At 35.2% G+C, this 18,519-nt stretch carries 8 protein-coding genes; 1 reads left to right on the top strand and 7 read right to left on the bottom strand.

What is annotated here, in order from left to right; translation table 11 throughout:
* Positions 1-77: 77 nt before the first annotated feature.
* The 4 genes from LKL37_RS14095 to LKL37_RS14080 form a co-directional block, all read right to left on the bottom strand.
* Positions 78-1,730 carry a RagB/SusD family nutrient uptake outer membrane protein gene (locus tag LKL37_RS14095; RefSeq protein WP_431611168.1) on the bottom strand — a complete coding sequence of 551 codons (1,653 nt, stop codon included), beginning with the start codon at positions 1,728-1,730 and terminating at the stop codon, positions 78-80.
* Positions 1,731-1,748: 18 nt separating this feature from the next.
* Positions 1,749-4,646, bottom strand: a complete 2,898-nt coding sequence (locus LKL37_RS14090; RefSeq protein WP_431611167.1) for a SusC/RagA family TonB-linked outer membrane protein — start codon at positions 4,644-4,646, stop codon at positions 1,749-1,751.
* Between the two features lie 1,219 nt (positions 4,647-5,865).
* Positions 5,866-7,800: a glucosamine-6-phosphate deaminase gene (nagB, locus tag LKL37_RS14085; protein WP_431611215.1), complete on the bottom strand. Its 1,935-nt coding sequence runs from the start codon at positions 7,798-7,800 to the stop codon at positions 5,866-5,868.
* 127 nt (positions 7,801-7,927) lie between these two features.
* Complete coding sequence (locus tag LKL37_RS14080; protein WP_431611166.1) at positions 7,928-8,842, bottom strand: nucleotidyltransferase family protein; 915 nt, start codon at positions 8,840-8,842, stop codon at positions 7,928-7,930.
* A gap of 851 nt (positions 8,843-9,693) precedes the next feature.
* On the opposite strand from LKL37_RS14080, the gene LKL37_RS14075 reads away from it, so the two are divergent.
* Positions 9,694-12,813, top strand: coding sequence for a M60 family metallopeptidase (locus LKL37_RS14075; RefSeq protein ID WP_431611165.1), 3,120 nt, complete (start codon positions 9,694-9,696; stop codon positions 12,811-12,813).
* 198 nt (positions 12,814-13,011) lie between these two features.
* Here the strand turns inward: LKL37_RS14075 and LKL37_RS14070 are convergent, their stop codons facing one another.
* The 3 genes from LKL37_RS14070 to LKL37_RS14060 all read right to left on the bottom strand — a co-directional run bounded on the left by LKL37_RS14070 (position 13,012) and on the right by LKL37_RS14060 (position 18,518).
* Positions 13,012-13,773 (bottom strand): LytR/AlgR family response regulator transcription factor, encoded by a 762-nt coding sequence (locus tag LKL37_RS14070; RefSeq protein WP_431611164.1) that lies wholly within the window; start codon positions 13,771-13,773, stop codon positions 13,012-13,014.
* Between the two features lie 79 nt (positions 13,774-13,852).
* Complete coding sequence (locus LKL37_RS14065) at positions 13,853-15,172, bottom strand: RagB/SusD family nutrient uptake outer membrane protein (protein WP_431611163.1); 1,320 nt, start codon at positions 15,170-15,172, stop codon at positions 13,853-13,855.
* A 13-nt stretch (positions 15,173-15,185) separates the two neighbouring features.
* Positions 15,186-18,518 carry a SusC/RagA family TonB-linked outer membrane protein gene (locus LKL37_RS14060; protein ID WP_431611162.1) on the bottom strand — a complete coding sequence of 1,111 codons (3,333 nt, stop codon included), beginning with the start codon at positions 18,516-18,518 and terminating at the stop codon, positions 15,186-15,188.
* Between the last annotated feature and the right edge of the window lies 1 nt (position 18,519).

Raw genomic sequence — 18,519 nt, 5'->3', positions numbered from 1 at the left:
ATCCAAAACTATAGCTTTAAAACAATGAAAATATTTAGCATCAACGCCAATTGCTAATCATCTTTTTTCATATATATTTAGTATCCCTTTGCTGCTTGAGCTTCTTTTAGGTTCGGATTTAGATCCACAGCCTTTTGAGGATAAGGAAATCTGTAAAATCTATCATCCCAAACTCTTGTTGCAACCTGTGTATTGGTAATATCATAAACTGTTTTCATTACATTTGGTGCAATCTTCCATCTTCTGATATCATAGAATCTGTGTCCTTCATTTGCAAGTTCTATTCTTCTTTCATTTCTTATAATTTCTCTTAGGGTTTCTTTTGTTTGTGCGTTGCTAACTCCTACCATGCCTGCTCTACTTCTAATTTGATTTAATGCATCATAAATAGTAGAATCCGGGCCAAAGAATTCATTTTTTGCTTCGGCATATATGAGTAATACTTCTGCATAGCGGATAAGCATAAAATTGTTGCTCATATTTAAGTTCTCATCTAATGAGCCATAATCTGCCATTTTTTTATAATTATAGCCTATCTTAGATGTATTGTTTCCACCTTCACTCCATTTGAACAGTGTACTTGTCCCAAAACCTTTTAAGTAAGACCATGGTCCATTTGGATGCATTATACTTGCATATAAACGGGTATCTCTGTTTTTAAATTCATCCAGATAGGCGTTATTTGGATTACCATGATTATAATTTGAAGCTCTTGTAGCATTAGAAGGGGGCGTAAATGCCGTTCCATCTTTATTCCAATAGGCATTTACCAAATCAATTGTTGGGGTTATAGAACTCCATCCACTCTCTTCATTCGGCAATAGGTAAAGGGCCATGTTATTACTAAATATTCCTTTAGAATCCGGTACATATTGAGCTTCTAAAATTGATTCTTTGTTGCCATTATTTTTAGCCCAGAACAACGCTTGATAATTACTTAAGCCTTTATAAAAATTATCTTTATCTGTTGCAGAAGTAAAGGTAACAAAGCTGTCATAATCTGTACTTGTGTCTACTGAAGTCGTACTGAAAAGCTCGTAAGTTCCTGAATTAATTACTGATTGAGCAGCTTCATAAGCTTCCTTATATTTTCCTGTGTATAAATATACTCTTGCCTTAAATGCTAATACAACGCCTTTTGTTATTCTACCTTTGTCTTGACTAGAGGGATAGGCAGCTGGTAAATCATTTTCTATAGCATTTAGTTCACTTGTTACAAAATCATCAATTTGAGTTTCAGAAATAGGTGTAAGGGTGGAACCATCCAATTCACCTGATTTTTGCACGAGTGGAAGAGCTCCAAAGCGTTGAGATAAATCAAAATAATTAAAAGCTCTTATAAACCTGGCCTCTGCTTTATATCTGCCGGCCAAATTTTTGTCCATGGGAATTTCATCAATTTTTTCCAAAAAAGTATTTGCTCTTCTAATTGTAGTAAAATCATATCCGAAATCTATTGTAGGAAGTATATTTCCTGCAGAAGCATCTACTGCAGTTGTTTCCCAGGGATATTGAGCAAATGAATTATCGGTAAAACTATCGTTATACAAATTGCTAAGAGCGGCATCAGAAAAATATTTGTAAACACCATTTAATGCCAAGGTAGCGTCTTTTTCAGTTTTCCAAAATGTTTCTTCTGATACTTTGTCTTCTGGAAACCTATCTAAATTACAAGAACTAGTCACTATAGCCAGGGAAGCTGATAATAATATAATTTTTATTTTTTTCATTTTCAGATGTTTAATAAATTAAAAAGTTGCATTGATACCAAACGATATGGTTTTTAAGTATGGATATGTTGAACGGGCGCTAGCCATTTCAGGATCAAAATCTTTCATTCGTTTATCTCCTCTCAGTGTAAAATAATTCTCTAAGTTTACATATATTCTGAATTTTTTCAGTCCTATGCGGCTAATTGTTTCCTGAGGAATAGAATATCCCAAAGTAATAGACTTAATTCTAAAATAACTTGCATCAAAAAGCCAAAAATCTGAAGTAACACCTATATTTTGAGTTCCTCCCCCAGCTGGCAATATCCTAGGATACAAGGCATTTGGATTTGGATTTTCCGGAGTCCATCTATTATCTGAAACATATTGTTTTGCACCGGCACCATTAAAAAATGCCTGAGAAGATTCTTTATCCAGATATACCTGAACATTAGCTACCCCTTGCCCTACTACACTAAGATCAAAACTTTTATATCTGCCACCTATGCTTAGACCATAAGTAAAACTAGGAACATCGTTTCCTATTACTGTTCTATCGTTCTCATTAACAACTCCGTCTCCATTAACATCCACATATTTTATATCACCAGCCTGAGAGGTGCTATATAATTTAGGATAATGATTATTAATATCCTCTTGGGTTAAGAGACCGGCAGTTTTGTATCCATAGAAATCTCCAATTGAGCCCCCTACTTGTGTTATCCAGTTATTTTCATATAAAGGTTGGTTATTTACAAGTGAAAGAATATTATTGTGGTTTTTAGCAAAATTAGCATTGATATAAAAGTCTCCATTTTCAAAACTTTTATTATATCCCAAACTAATTTCTATCCCTTTATTTTCTACATCACCTGCATTAATTGGCGGTGTTTCGTTTTTGTCTGGATCACTGTCTATGAGTACACCTGTTTCATATGGTAATTGATTTTTCATTAAAGCACCTTTTGTAAGACGGTTATATAAATCTACCGAGAAAGTAAAAGTATTATTGAATAAAGATCCGTCTAGTCCTATATTTTTGGTAACAATTGTTTCCCAACCTATACCCGAGAATCCAAGCTTACCTGGTACCATTGCCCCTACTATAACATTCCCCAGAACTGAAGAAGCATTATTCATATAGGTCTGATTGTCATAATAACCAATGGTATTGATAGATCCGGTGCTGCCATAAGAACCTCTTAATTTTAGTGTATTGATAAAACTCAGGCTTTTAATGAAATCCTCCTTATCTAACCTCCAGGAAGCCATAACTGCAGGAAAATATCCCCATCTGTTTTCTTTAGCAAAACGTGAAGATGCATCTGCCCTTATAATACCTTCTAAAAAATATTTTTCCTGATAATTATAATTAATACGAGCGAAAACAGATTGGAAAGCATATTGCTGAGTATTAGACTTTAATTCATCTAAGGTTCCATCAAGGGTAGAAAGAGCACTTAAAGAATGTAATCCGTCTTTTGGTATATTAGATTTTTTACCATATATAAGTCTGGTTGTATAGTCTTCATAGGAAGTACCTCCCAACACTTTAAAATAATGTGAGGATATCTTTTTTTCATAACTTATCAAAACCTGGGTATTAAGCCATTCATCAGACTTCCATTCTTCACTATAGTTATTAATCGCTCTCGCCGTTGAACCAATAGGAGCGTTAGTTAAAAAATTATATACAGGATTTAATGTATTTACAAAAGTACCTTTACGATAGTTCCAGTTTGAATAGCTGATTTGAGCATCTATATTCAATCCTTTTACAGGAATGTAGCTTGCGGATAATGCCCCCATAAATTTTTGATCATTTAACTTGGAATCTCCCCCTTCTATGTTATTTCTTACAGGATTGGTATTCGCAAATGTATTATCTACTTTACCAGCATTAACAGATCCCCACCATCCATTGGATTGCCTTAATACCATAGTAGGGGTTATTCTTGCCAATTCCGCAGTATTAATATCACCTCCCTGATCATTGACCATTTGTTTGATAAATGATATATTAGAATTTACGGTAAGTTTATCACTTAATTTGGAGGATGTATTTGTCCTAAAAGAATATCTATCCATGCCTTTTGTAGGCGATAGAGATTCCTGTTTCAAATACCCTAAACTTGCAAAATAACGGGTTTTATCTCCACCTGATACATTAATCTCATTATTAAGCACATTGGCCATTTTTCTATAAGTTGCTTTATACCAGTCTGTGTTAGGGTATCTATCCGGGTCTGTACCTGCAGCTGTAAGATCTATTTGATCCTGCTTGTATTGAGAAAAATGACCGACATTATTATTAGCGTTGTAATATGCTTCATTTTTCAGTTTCATATATTCAACAGCATCTACATACTTAGGCAAATAAGTGGGTGACTGATAGGCATTATACATATTATAGCCTATACTCATCTTACCTCCACCGCCTTTTTTGGTCTCGACAAGAATTACACCATAACCAGCTCTTGAACCATAGATAGCTGCTGAAGCATCTTTTAATATGCTTATATTTTCAACATCAGCCGGGCTTAGCCTGGAAAAATCTGCAGCACTAGAAGGCATACCATCTATAATATAGAATGGTGAATTACCGGCAACACTTCTTCCCCTTACATTTATTGGGGAAGGTGCAGAACCTACATCTCCTAAAGAAGACTTAATGGTAACTCCCGGCAAAGCACCTTGTATACTCGCTGTTAAGCTTGTTGTTGGGCGATCCTGTAGTATCTTTTTATCAACAGAAGCTATAGATCCGGAAACGGTTCCTTTTTTCTGTTTTCCAAATCCTACTAAAACAATTTCTTCCACATCTTTTACTTTTTTAGTGATGGAGTCAGAAGGTTTGTTTTTAGTTTCCTGTGCATCCACTAATGTGATAGATGACATTAGAATGGCACTCAAAATACAAATTGTAGTTTTCTTCATATTTTATTGACTTTTATAACAATATTATTCTATCTAAGGGTAGTTCGATTCTTACCAATCTTTCTTTATGAATAAGATCTAATAAGAAAAATCTAAAGGTCTTGTCTTATTCTTTTGCTCTTCAGATTCTGTAGAACTCAATGACTATTTCAGTATTGCTTTCATTTTTAAATGCAATCGCTCTTATTTTTATACCCCCTTCACTACCTCATATCCTTCATTGTATTGAGCAGTTTATTTTTTAACAATGTCCTTTTAGTCAAAACATTTTGTCTGAGATTTAGTTTTAGTTTTTCAAATGATGTTGAATTATAAAACCATATCCGTTTTCCATTTTTTCCAGGCAAGAACAAAAAAATAATGATCTTCCTTATTTTTTAGTATAAACCTCTGTTCTGCCACAATTGGAAAAATCTGTAAATGAAACCTCCTGATCATGTCCAAATACGCCATATACTCTCTTCTTATTTTCCTTTTCTGAGTGTGAACTCACTATTACTATAATATTAACCCTGTGTGACTCAAATGTATAGTTTTACATCATACCTCCATACTGGTAGCTACCAGTTTTTGTACCTTTACCACCAGTTTGAAAATTATTTGACCATGCTTTATCAGGAAGCTCCGAGAGATTGATTATAGTTGGCAGACCCGCCTCTTGCTTCTCTATTTTCCAAGAGAAAAAAATTTAACCTATTGATTTTTTTGTACTATAAGAATGTTTTCACCTTGTTATTCATGGATCACCAATCAAATAATAAGGTGAGTTTTAAAGGTTAAAATAATAATGGGCGGAAAAAATCCGCCCAAGACTACCCTCAATACTGATTAAAGAGCTATATCAGTAAAGAAGTAATATATATTAAATTTGATTTATAGATTCTGTATTTGTACCGGTGAAGAATTACGTTATACCAAGGCATAGAACAAAATATAAAGAGTTTCTGGCACAACTACCCAAAACTTTTTCAGCAACCTAAAATATCCTCAATATATCTTTGAAATACAGACATAATAACCCTTTCACCAACCTTTAGGAAGTGAAATTTCTTCTATAGAATTTGCTGAATAATATCAAAGGTATTCGTTTTGGTTTCAAATTTCCCCTAATTATCTACCTCAGCAAAGTTAAAATCTTATTTTTTGTGTGATTTAATAAACATCAACGTTATTTTTTTATGACAAAATATCTTTTTTGATTAAGACATTATTCAACTTTTTAGAATTCCCACCTTACAAAAGCTTCCATGGCAGCATAAGTAGCAAGTCCCATTTTATGATAAGTTTCTGCTGTTTCCCTGTTTCTTTCTTCTGCTCTTTGCCAGAATTCTCTCATGTCTGTCCCTTGGAATACTACTCCATCTTTTTGAGATTGATGTTTGAAAATCCCATAGCGCTTCTCCAAAATTTGGTCCGGGCTTAGTGGAACTGCCATTTCTATTTCTTCTATAGACCACTCTTTCCATGCTCCTCTATATAGCCATAACCAACAATCCTTCATGTATTCCTTCGGTTTTAAATTTTTAACGGATTCAAAAATAGCATCTAAACACACTTTATGCGTTCCGTGAGGATCTGCTAAATCACCAGCCGCAAATATTTGATGTGGCTTTACTTTGTCTATTATATCGGTTACAATTTCTATGTCTTCTTTGCTCAATGGTTTTTTCTCTATTCTGCCTGTCTCATAGAAGGGCATTTCCAAAAAATGAATCTGACTGTCTGGTATTCCCACGTAATAGCAGGTAGATCTTGCTTCTCCTTTCCTTATTAAGCCCTTGATATATCTTACTTCTGGAATGTCTATATCGCTATTTTTTTTATTTTGTAAAAATTTGACTGCTTTATCAAAAATCTTTTTCGCCGGACCATTTTCTATGCCAAACATTTCGTTGTAATCACACACAAAATTGGCAAATCGCAATGCTTCAGAATCCGCTACTGCTATATTTCCAGAGGTTTGATAAGCTACATGAACTTCATGCCCCTGTTGATGTAGTCTTATGAAAGTTCCACCCATACTAATAATATCATCATCCGGATGTGGACTGAATATAAGCACTCTTTTCTTAGCCGGGGCCTTTCTTTCTGGTCTATTAGTATCGTCAGCTCCCGGCTTTCCTCCTGGCCAGCCGGTTATGGTATGTTGTAATTTATTGAAAATTTGGATGTTGATATCGTAAGCCGGCCCTTTGTCTGCCAGCAAATCGCTCATTCCGTTTTCTATATAATCAGAATCAGTAAGCTTTAATATAGGTTTTTTTATTTTTTGGGCTAATCCCAAAACGGCTTTTCGGATTAAGGTATCAGTCCATTCTATTTTTTCTACCAGCCATGGAGTATTAATTCGGGTTAGTTTATGAGCTGCTCCCTGATCCAATACAAAAGTAGCGTTTTTGTGTTCTTGCAAATAGGAAGCTGGCACCAGGTTGGTAACAGGACCTTCTACAGACTCTTTTATAATATTTGATTTAGATTCACCCCATGCTAACAGTATGACTCTTTTCGCTTCCATTATTTTCTTTACTCCCAATGTAATAGCTGTTCTGGGGGTATTTGACAGTCCTAAAAACTCATTGCTTGCAGCGACTCTTGTGATATGATCTAACGCTACAAGACGGGTTTTGGAATTTTGCAAGGAGCCCGATTCATTAAACCCGATATGACCATTACCACCAATACCCAGAACCTGCAGATCTATTCCGCCTAAGGCTTCTATTTTAAGTTCGTATTCAGTACAATAGTCTGCTATTTCTTCTTTAGATAATGTTCCGTCTGGAATGTGATAATTTTCAGGAAGAATATCTACTTTATCAAACAATAACTCTTTCATAAAACGGACATAACTATGTATGGAATCGGGTTCCATAGGATAATATTCATCAAGGTTGAAAGTGACTACATTTTTGAAACTCAAGCCTTCTTCTCTGTGCATACGTACCAATTCGGCATATAAGCTTTTGGGTGAGGAACCTGTTGCCAGCCCTAAAATACAAGGTTGTTTTTGAGACTGCTTTACACGTATAAGATCTGAGATCTCTTTTGCTACAGATTTTGAAGCTGAAAGCGAATCCGTGAAAATAACTGTTTCTATCTTTTCAAATCTTTTTTCAAATCCTGTAGAAGAATCTATTGTGCTCTTTAACATATTAATTGGGTTTTGTGATGTACTAAAATTAAATTTATATATAGAATTTGTATTTCTAAATTCTCAATTAACTATTTTTTCAGTTATAAGAATCCTATTCTTACATTTTTAATTTACCAGTTATAAAGTTAGATTATTCCCATAAATTTTCTGGGTAAAGTTTCTTCATTTTTAATTCTGAAATAGCTTTTTGCACCTTTTTTTTATCTTCAGGATAGGTAACTCCAAACCACTTGTCATCAGATTTCAGTAATTTTACATTAGCTTTTCCAGACGCTATACTATCTGCAACCAAAGTTGGTAAATAGTATTCTGCTTTTAAACTTCCTTTATTTTTTTCCAAAAATCTTGTAAAAGAATCATCAATAAGTTCAAAGCACTTTGGTGTGAATCCCCAAAAGTTCATTGATACTTTTACATCCCCTTCAATTGTTGTAAAGGTCTCATCATCTTCTTTGTACCTTAATTCGTTTTTATTTTTCTCTATATGGATTCTTTCAGTCACGTTTAATAGGGTTCCATTACAATCTACATCACACACCCCTCGGGAAACATACCCATGATCTGAAACCGTATTTTTCAATAAATACCCTATCATACTAAAATTATAAGTGTTGATGTCTGTTTTTTTCAGAAAATCATACATCGTCATAAAGGCATCTCTCCCATAAAAATCATCAGCATTAATAATGGCAAAATTTTCGTGTACCACATCTTTAGTAAGTAATAATGCCTGCCCGGTACCCCATGGTTTGGTACGCTCTGGATTAAGGTATTTTGCCGGAACGGTATCTATTTCCTGAAATACATATTCTATTTCGGCTTTATTTTTTAGCTTTTTTTCAAAGATCTCTTTAAATTCTTTTTCAAAATTCTTACGAATGATGAAAACAAATTTCTTAAAACCTGCTTGCAATGCATCATATAAAGAAAAATCTATAATAGTATCTCCCTGTGGTGTAAATGTGTCTATCTGTTTGAGACTTCCATATCTACTGCCCATTCCGGCGGCTAAAACTATTAGTGTAGGTTGGTGATTTGTATTCATTTTTTAATGATGTTATTTAAAAATTTTTTAGTTTTATAAAATTCCAGGAATATATAGTTAACGATCTCCGTCAAAAGACCTCTTGGTGAAAATCCTCATTTTAGGGTCAGAAAATTGGGTATTATTCCACTTTCTATTATAACTCCCTCAAGTACTTACATATCCTATACTGAAAGCCTTCTTTCCAAAATTAAGAATTAAAATAGCTGTACAAACTAGTACCTACCTGTTTTTATGTGCGCACCACCAGTTGACCTGTTTTGCTAAGTTCCACTGTTAGACAACCGATCACTACTGATATGAACAAAAGTGCCGTGCAGGGAATTTCCAGTTACTTCTTAAAAAAATGAGAATACCAAAGATCACATTTTTACCGGCTTCAATTTTACTAATATGCCATTATCCACAACTATAAAAAACTGATTATCTGAGATTTTACCCGCCTTTTATAAGCCCCCTATTTAAGTTTTGTTTTGATTTTTTTGTCATTTCTACTAGCTTAATAAAGCTATTTCGGAACAATACAAGTCAACTGGTAGTGAATACTCAAAAACAGGTAGGGATAAGTTTATGGAATTACTTTAATTCTTAATTTTGAGAAAACGGTTTTAAATATAAATATACCAGAAACTTAAAACAGGAGTGCGATGGGAGTATTTACCTGTAAAAAGTTTTTTATCATTATCATAAATAGTGCACAAGTAATGTTTGGGAAGGTTGCTGGATATAACTATTATTCAAAAACAAATCAAAGCTGGATTTATCTAGTGAAGATTTAGATGGCAGTCATACTTCTATAAGATATTAATACCTTATCATTTAATTATTTTTTAACCAAAAATTTACACCAAATGAAAAACAATTATTTTATTATTTTACTTCTGTTCTTTTTACAGACAGTTTTTGCACAGCAGTATAAGATGCCTGTAGCGTATGTAAACTCGTTACAGCCTGCACAATCCGGACAGGAAGCCGGGCAGTCTATTGATAATAATGTAAATACTCTTTATCATTCTCAGTATAATTTGAGTACAGCACTTCCGGACCAGTTAAATTTCAAATTTTCTAATCGGGTAAAAAGTATAAAAAGGTTAATATACAAGCCCAGAACAACAGGTCCTAACGGAATCTGGACAAGTGTGAAGATTTCTTATTCTACGCAATCCGCTCCTACTGTTTTTACGACAGCAACCGGAGTTATTTCCTGGGCAGCGGATAATACGGCAAAAACAATAGATTTGCCAACAGCAATTGTTCATCCTGATGTTATTAGGATTGATGTTCTAAGTGCTCAGAATAATTTTTCAAGTTGTGCTGAGATGGAATTTTATTCCACAGAGCAGATGGATCCTGTACAAACAGAATGTACATTGGCAACCAATGAGTTTTCAGCTTATGCAGATATCCCTGTGCTGCCCCAGGTGACAGGATCTTCAGCTTCAAGTTTCCAACCGGGAGAAAATATAGAAAATTCATTTGATGGCGATGTAAGCACACTTTATCATTGCGACTGGAATGCAACAGCAGCCACTTTTCCTATTTCTCTGATTTATAAGTTTGATGGGCAGACAGCTATGAATTATTTAAGGTATACCCCAAGACAGGATGGCGGGCCAAACGGACTTTTTGGAAATGTAAAAATAAGTTATAATACAGTTTCTAATCCTGCTTACGTTACTATTTCTACTCAGAATTTCGGACAGACATCCGCCATAAAAACGGTAAACTTTCCTTCCGCAATTACTCCTTTAAATATAAAAATTGAAGTTCTCGATGGTAAAAATGATTTTGCCAGCTGTGCCGAAATGGAATTTTTTAAGACCAGCCCTAATAGTTTTAACCCTTCAGCGTATTCAAATATTTTTAATGACCCAATTTTCAGCACTTTAAAACCAACTGTAACCCAGCAGGATATTGATGCTATTTCCTCACCTTTTATGAAAGGATTAGCTCAGTGTTTATTCAATAACACCTACAATAAAAAATACAGAGTCCAGACTTTTACAGCATATAAAACAATTGAATCAATAAACGTCCAATACAAAATAGGAAATTATAATGGATATGAAAACCCCACAGGAATAGCATTTCAGCCTAATACTACTGCTATTGTTTTTGCGAAAGATATTACATCTGAAAACAAAGTTTACTTAAAAATAAGAGATTTTGCTACTGAAGGATCGTCTCCTGAAAAAACATATGAACTAAAAAACGGAATAAATATCCTCGCTATTTCTAATACAGGTTTGGGATATATTGCATATTACACTGATGATGTAAACGCTGCGCCTGTAACTGTAAATATCACAGCAGGTATTGTAAATGGTATTTATAAAAAAGGGACGACATCTACAGAATGGGCAGAAATGCTGACTAATGATGTCTATCCAAAAATTGATATAGAGGGGTATTATACAAAACTGGTTACCAATAAGTCTGCGGTAAGTAATTTCCATTTCACAACTGCTCAGCCTTTGATAGATAAGTACGATGCAATTGCCAAGTCTGAAAGGGAAATGATGGGCTTCTTTAAATTCAATAAAAATTTTAAAAACAGACAGCTTGTTTATATGGAATCTACAGGAGGATGGTTTGCAGGAGGTATGGGAGTTCATTTAGATCTTACCTGGGGATTGTCCAATTCAACCTCAGCACCGGGACTTGATATTTGGGGTGTGGCACATGAATTAGGTCATATCAATCAGGTAAGACCAGGATTAAATTGGGTTGGAACAACAGAAATCACTAACAATTTATACTCATCATGGGCCTACTATAATATGTACTCACCTACAGGCAGCAACAGGTTTACAAGACTGGAAGGTGAAGTTGCCGATAAAACAGCCTTTCCTCAAGTAGCAGGAAACAGATTTGGAGAAATTATTATTCAGACACAAATTAACGGGAAGAGTATTATGGATCAGTTCAGAACTGATTATGTGAATCCTGCTGACGCAAATTTCAGAAGCCTTGTTCCGTTCTGGCAATTAGAATTGTATTATCAATTGGCGGGTGCATCGAAAGGTGCTTCAACCCTTGCATTTGATTCAGATATGTCTGATGAAGATACGCCTACAGTTACCCCTACAGTTCCGGGAGTAGATTATGCACACTGGTTTGCTGCAGTAGCTGAGAAAGTAAGAAATACAAACGAAACTCAGCTTACACAAGGACAATTGGTAATGAATTTTGTAAAAAACACCTGTGACGCTGTGCAGGAAGACCTTACAGATTTCTTCACAAACACAGGTTTTTTAAAGCCAATCAATGGGACAATATCGGATTATAGCAATGCTCAAATGACCATTACGCAAAGCATGATTGATGATGTGAAAAGCTATGTTCTGGCAAAAGGATATGCTAAACCTGTATCTCCGGTTATCAATTATCTTTCAGCGAATAGTGTCAATGCATTCAAGAATATGCAGCCTGTTTCGGGAGTTACGGGTGTGGGAGCACAGATTACGACCAATACACAAGGACAGTTTTTATTGGTAGATAATTCTAAATGGAATAATGCTGTTGCCTTTGAAACCTATAATGCAAGTAATCAGCTAATCAGTGTTTCTATTGTAGGAACAGGAGATACTACATTGGCAAATACGTATGTGGATTATCCTGCCAACGCTCTGAACGTGTATGCCGTAGGATACAATGGACAAAAAATACTGGTTTATCCGGCATATACGCTAGCTGCTAAGGATACTAAAATAAATAATAATGAATTCAGTGTTTATCCTAATCCTTTAAAAAATGGACAAAAATTAGTGATTGATATTAAAAATTCAAGAGAAAATCTGAAAGCAGAATTATATGATATGACAGGGAAATCATTTATTTCTGCAAAAGGTTCTTTAAGTGAGGTAAATAAAGAAATTAATGATAAAATCCAGGATTTGAAAACTGGAATTTATATTATTTCAATAAATGACGGAACCAATGCATATCAATCTAAGATTATTAAAGAATGATAGTTATATAAGTACGATTATTCTTTAAAAGACTGACTAGTTCAATCATTCAAATATATTTAAATCAGAATAGGAAAATTCCTATTCTGATTTTTTTTGTATGTTTTAATTTCACGTAATTTTTCAATACAATGAGTAAAAATAATCTTTGCATTTAATATAATCAGAAAAATTTAACTAGATATTTTTAAGGCGCAATCAGCTGTTCAGCCAGTTCAGGCATTCAGCAATCTGCATTTTACTGATAAAAACTTCAGCATTCACTTCCGGTTCCGGGGAAAGTCTTAGCTCTACTTTTTGACTGGAATGTTTGATAATCTCAGAAACGGCTTCTTTATTAACGATAAACTTGCGGTTTATTTTAAAGAAGATCTCAGGATTCAGCTTCTGAATAATATCTTTAATGGTATCATCATAAATATAGGTCTGATGATCTTTTGTAGTCAGGAAAAGGTATTTCCCTGAGGCAAAAAAATAAGCGGTATTATGCTCGTCTATTGATTTAAGCTTATTCCCTTCTCTTACCATAAAACGTTTCATCATCTCATCATCCGGCTGTCTTAATGAGGAAATGGATTTAAGAACCGGCTCAGGATCAAAATTATTTCTTATGGAGATAAACTTTTGTAAAGCTTTATGTAAATCCTCTTCTTCAAAAGGTTTCAGAAGATAATCAATGGTGAAATGCCTGAAAACTCTCATAGCATATTCGTCAAATGCAGTAATAAAAATGATTGGGGTAAAAAGTTCTACATGCTCAAAGATTTCAAGGCTCATTCCATCGCCAAGATGGATATCCATAAAAATAAGATCTGCAGAATCTTTTTCAAAAAAATCAATTGCCTGTTTTTTGGACCGAAGAACAACCGTCTCTGTAACAGGGACAATACTCTGTGTATCTAAAAGATTTTTCAGATAATTCACAGCCAGCAGCTCATCTTCTATAATGGCAATTTTCATAACGCTGCAAAAGTACAAAAAAACCGCTAAAACAATTAAGTTCAAGCGGTTTCCTCTGTATTGAATTTGATATGAAGTTTTATAAATTAGGGTTATTCTTCTTCGCACTCATTGGATATTCAATGGTATATCGCGGATCATTCTGCTGAAGAATATACTCTTTGCCACTGATTATATGGCTTATTTTTTTCTGATTTGCTCTTCTTAAGTCGAACCATCTTTGTCCTTCCAAAGCAAATTCTCTGAATCTTTCATCCAGAATAAAAGTCATAAATGCTGTAGAATCCATTGAAGACACGGCATTTTGTACTGAAGTATATCCGTCCGGAGTATATCTGTTTTTTAGGACTTTCAAAAGGGTTTCTTTAGCTTCAGCCAGTTTATTCAACTTTAACAATGCTTCAGATTTTATAAAATACTGTTCTGCTGTTCTGAAAGACACTTTAAATTCTAAACTTCCTCCTTTGGTGACTTTATACTTACTACCATTTTTTTCAAAATACATGCCAAACCTTTTATCTGTAGCAGAATTATATGAAGAAATAAGTTCCGGAGATGCAAAACATAAGTTTTTTATAGAGTTATCCCATGTATTATCCAAGGCCATAATAGATTCCGGGGAAGCATAATGATTAGGTACTGTATTTGCGGTATTCAAATTGCTCAAATCACTTTTTACTGCCAATACCTGATCTGCAAAGTTTAAAGCTTTGTTCCAGTCTCCTTCGTATAGAGCTGTTCTTGCTTCAAATGCCAACAATGCTGTTTTGGAGAATCTATAATTAACTCCCAATGCCTGTTTCTGCTCCACCATCAAATCCTCTGCTTTTTTAAGATCTGAATGAACCTGATTGTATACTTCCTGCACTGATGATGGCTTCAATACCTCTTCAAGATCAATTTCCAGGTTGATCGGAACTCCTCTGTCTGTAAAAGCTGTAGCACTGTTGTATGGCTTTCCATATAAATTCACCAAATCAAAATACAGGTAAGCACGAAGAGCATAAGCTTCTGCTAGAATCTGATTCTTCTCCGGAGAATCCTGCATTGTTTTGCTTCCTTCATTGATGATCTGATTCAGATAGAAGTTTACGTTATAAAAGCTTAACCAAGGAAGCTCCACAGAGTTAGAGTCATAGTTCGAATCTTTCCACATTGCCATTTCACGATTAGAAATAAAATCTACTCCATTATCATCAATACTTGTTTCATCGGTACGAAGGGCTACCATAGATTTGTGAACCGGATATTTTGAATACGCTGATGTAAGTACTTTTCGGTAATCTTCAGCTGTAACAGGAATGATTTTTCCTTCAGGTTGAATATCTAAAAATCTGTCACATCCGATATTGATAAGACTGATTGCTGTAAGCGCTATGATTGTTGTAATTTTTCTCATTTTTTCTCAAGTTTTAAAAAGAAACATTAAATCCTACGGTCACCGATTTGGTGATAGGCTGTGCATAAATATTACCATACGTTTCCGGATCGAAATATCCTTTATATCCGTTACTGAATACAAAAAGGTTACGTCCTTCAACACTCAGTCTCAAGCTGCTGATTCCCATAGGATTTGTAAATTCTTTAGGAAGCGTATAGCCTAAACGGATGCTGCTGATTCTGATATAGCTGATCTCTTTTGCCCATACATCAAGCAGATTGTATGCGCTTGAGCGATTGCTGGCAAACCATTTATTCGCCATCCATCCGTCCGGATTAGCATCCATTTCAGGACTTGTAATTCCTGGAAGCGAACCTCCTGCTTCATAGATATCTCTTGTATAGTTTCTTCCTCTATCCAGATCCATACCTCGGTAAGAAGGTGTTCTCATTACCGTCTGCTTCAGATTGAATGTTGCAGAGATAGTAAGGTCAAAATCACTTACCTTAAATGTGTTAATAATACCTCCGGTAAATTTCGGATCTCTATCTCCAACGTACGTAAATAGACTTCTCAGCTCAGCGTTTGAAAGTTTTGTATTCACAAGCTGTCCCGGAAGAAAATCTGCATACACATCATATAATTTAAAGAATTCTGCTGCGGAAATCTTTTGATCCCCTTTCCAGAACAATGGGTTTCCTTGTTCATCCATTCCTGCGGTTTTCAAAGCAAAAACTGCATTTACAGGCAGACCTTCTCTTGAAGGAAGGAAAGCATTGTCGCGGGGCTGCTCACTCAATACTCTACTCTTGTTGTGTGCAAAGTTGATCGTGGTAGTCCATTTGAAATTATCATGATTGATGTTTCTGGTAGATATTGCCAATTCAAAACCTTTATTGGTCAAACTACCCCAGTTCATCATCGTGTATTCAAAACCTGTTTCAAGAGGAGTTTCTCTCATACTGATCATATCTGTTCCTTTTCTACTGTAGACGTCAGCGGTAAGGCTCACACGGTTATTGAACAATCCTAAATCAAGTCCTACGTTGGTGTTGGTCGTTTTTTCCCACCTCAATTTATCGTTCGGAGGGCTGATAACATTGATGACTCCTTCTTTTACTCCCGGAAGAATAGTTGCATCACTGTATTCACCGATAAAGAATGGCGAAGTATTTCTGTCGATATTTCCCTGAAGACCGTAAGAAGCTCTTAGCCTAAGGTTAGATACTGCAGAAATATTTTTCATAAAGTCTTCCTTCGTCACCAGCCAGGATCCTGAAACTGCCCATATTGGAAGGTATTTATATTTTTTATTCACCCCGAAAAGGTTGGTTCCATCATATCTTACACTTCCGAAGAAAGTATATTTCTGATCGTAGGTGTAAGACGCTGTCGCAAACATAGAAGCATAAGCATTTTCTATAGGAGCTGCTTCACGGTATGTTTCATATCTTTTATCAGCTGCAAATCCTGAATTCGGGAAAACAATGGCCGTAGCTCTTCTTGTTTTTGGATCATATCCAAAAGCTCTTGTAATGGTCGTATTATCTTCTGTTTTACGAATTTCCGTTCCTGCCATCAAATCAATTTCGTGCTTTGAATTGATCTTCGTGCTGTACGCCGCCTGCAATTTCCAGTTGTACTGGAAGAAATCATTATCCCAGTTTTGTTTTACAGCACCAGCCGGTAGAAAGTAATTGTATTTTCCGTCTTTGTAATAACGGGTATTTTCTCTTATTTTTCTGGTGAAGTAGGTATTCTCTGCAGCAAATTTCTCTGTTTTATTGGTATCATACTGAATACCTAACTGAGAAGTAAATCTTAAACTTTTTGAAGCTTTATATTCTAAATCTAAAATCGCTTTCAAAGAGTTATTTTTCAGTGAATAGTTTGTATTTTCTCTTTCCTCAAGAAAATTGAAAGGAATATAACGATCCTCATAACCATCCATATCTTTATCATAGTTATAACTTCCGTCTGCATTGAAAGGTTTCAGATAAGGATTGGCGTTTCTTGAATAATTAACAGGGTTGATAGAAGCATCAGCATCCGTTACAAAAGATGTACGTTCACTTTGCGTTCCGAAAATAGAGATTCCTGCATTTAACTTATCGCTTAATTTATAATTGTTTTTTAAAGTCAGGTTATAACGTTTAAAACCTGTACCGATAGTTGTTCCTTCTTCATCATAGTATCCCAGTGAGAAATAGTAATCTGCACGATCACTTCCTCCGGAAACACTTAACCCGTATTGCTTGTTGACGGCATTTCTGTACAACAGTTTACCCCAGTTTGTATCGTTGTTTCTTAAACCGTTGATCTGCTGGCGAGTCAATGAATTCAATGCATCAAAACCTCCATTTCTGAAAGCATCAAGCTGACTGTTCTGAGTCAGAATTCTCATCACTTCTCCTTTATCTGCGCGGTAAGTAAGATCTGCACGCTTTGCAAGCATCAGTTCCAGGTCTACTTTTTCAGAAGCATTTAAAAGGTTCAGTTTACCAAAATCAGGACGGGATGTCACGAAAGTATCTGCTGAAAAGTTCAGTTTCAGACTTCCTTTCTTTCCTTTTTTTGTGGTAATAGAAATTACCCCGTTTGCTGCTCTTGCTCCATAAATGGCTGTTGCAGCAGCATCTTTAAGGATGGTAATATCTTCAATATCGTTAGGGTTAAGCCCTGCGATAGAGAAGTTCTGAAGCTGGTCAATATTGTCTTTATCGGTAAAGTTAGGAACATCATTTCCTTCTAATGGAAGACCGTCTATTACCCATAATGGATCCTGAGGACCGGAAAGAGAGGCTGTACCTCTGATTCTGATCTTCGCAGGACTACCAGGAGCACCGGTTTCGGGAGTTACTGCCACACCAGCAATCTGCCCTGCCAGCATTTGGTCCACGCTGGCAACACCAGCCTGGCTGATGTTGTCCATTTTTACTGTAGAAACCGCTGAAGTCTGCTTACGCTTTTCAATTTTCTGGTAACCGGTGATGATTACTTCCTGGATTTTATTTTTATCTGAAACTTCAGAAGTTAGTCTGATAGTATAGTTAGTCTGCCCTTCATTAAGCTGAATCACTCTGGATTCATAACCTGGATAGCTTACCAATACCGTTTTTGTATCGGCAGGAATTTCCAATATGAATTTTCCGTCCTTATCGGTAACCGTACCTACTGATACACTTTCGATAATTCCTTCTAATTCTGTTTTTGTAGAGACCGATTGTGTCTCAATTTTTATAGATGCACCGGTAATGATATGAGAAGTATTTCCATCTTCTATTTTCCCAGTGATGGTTTTCTTTTGCTGAGCCATTGCGATGTTAGCAGCTAAAAGAGGTAAAAGTATTAGAGTTTTTTTCATT

This window comes from Chryseobacterium sp. 'Rf worker isolate 10' (assembly GCF_050753305.1).
GTDB lineage: Bacteria > Bacteroidota > Bacteroidia > Flavobacteriales > Weeksellaceae > Chryseobacterium.
Note: the sequence above shows the minus strand (reverse complement) of the source record. Positions and strands in the feature narration are given on the sequence as shown.

Excerpts from the sequence above, each read along its gene's own strand:
- LKL37_RS14095 (WP_431611168.1), bottom strand. The coding sequence starts at position 1,730 with ATGAAAAAAATAAAAATTATATTATTATCAGCTTCCCTGGCTATAGTG.
- LKL37_RS14090 (WP_431611167.1), bottom strand. The coding sequence starts at position 4,646 with ATGAAGAAAACTACAATTTGTATTTTGAGTGCCATTCTAATGTCATCT.
- LKL37_RS14080 (WP_431611166.1), bottom strand. The coding sequence starts at position 8,842 with ATGAATACAAATCACCAACCTACACTAATAGTTTTAGCCGCCGGAATG.
- LKL37_RS14075 (WP_431611165.1), top strand. The coding sequence starts at position 9,694 with ATGAAAAACAATTATTTTATTATTTTACTTCTGTTCTTTTTACAGACA.
- LKL37_RS14070 (WP_431611164.1), bottom strand. The coding sequence starts at position 13,773 with ATGAAAATTGCCATTATAGAAGATGAGCTGCTGGCTGTGAATTATCTG.
- LKL37_RS14065 (WP_431611163.1), bottom strand. The coding sequence starts at position 15,172 with ATGAGAAAAATTACAACAATCATAGCGCTTACAGCAATCAGTCTTATC.
- LKL37_RS14060 (WP_431611162.1), bottom strand. The coding sequence starts at position 18,518 with ATGAAAAAAACTCTAATACTTTTACCTCTTTTAGCTGCTAACATCGCA.